Genomic DNA, 634 nt, shown 5'->3' with positions numbered 1-634 from the left:
GAGAAGGGGTTGTGTAGGAAATTCACCGCAACCCCTTTATTGTGCATTGCACAAAATATGAGGCGGGGCTAACCTCCTTTCGATGCGGGACAAGCGGGTTTGGGCAATGCCGGAGCTGGTGAGCAGCCGATGTTTCGTCGGATAATGCTCATATCTGAGGACCTCGATGAACCTTTCGACATCGGACAAATCCGGCGCTGTCAGCCTCGAGGCAATCGCCCGCAACGGCAGCTTGTTTCGTCGCATCGCGGTACGCATCCCGACCTACCTGACGGATCTGCGCGAGAACCCGGCCTGGCTGCCGATGTTCATGCTGGCGCGCACCATGCCGGGGCGGAGGATGCACTGGCTGGGCGCCAAGCCCGCCGGCCGGGCGCCAAATGGCGGGGATACGATGTTCAGCGGTATCGACCTCGACGCGGCGATCGAGGCGCTTCGCTCCGACGGACTGTTTTCCGGCCTGGTCCTGCCGCAGGCGATCCATGAGGAGATCGCCAGCTTTGCCGACAACACGCCTTGCTTCGGCAATTTCGACCGCCGCCTCGAATTCATGCCTTCCGACCATGCCGAAGCCGAGAAGCGTTTCGGCCGCTCCTTGCTCAGCGGCCACTATTTCGAGCGCATCCTCTCCTGC

The 634-nt window shown here is 61.4% G+C and carries 1 pseudogene; it reads left to right on the top strand.

The annotated features are described in order from the left end of the window. Positions 1–166: 166 nt before the first annotated feature. Positions 167–634 (top strand): annotated as a pseudogene (locus tag EOA33_RS37770) (hypothetical protein); the annotation flags it as partial.

This window comes from Mesorhizobium sp. M4A.F.Ca.ET.050.02.1.1, from assembly GCF_003997725.1.
Lineage (GTDB): Bacteria > Pseudomonadota > Alphaproteobacteria > Rhizobiales > Rhizobiaceae > Mesorhizobium.
The sequence above is the reverse complement of the archived record's forward strand: the minus strand, read 5'-3'. Positions and strand labels throughout refer to the sequence as shown.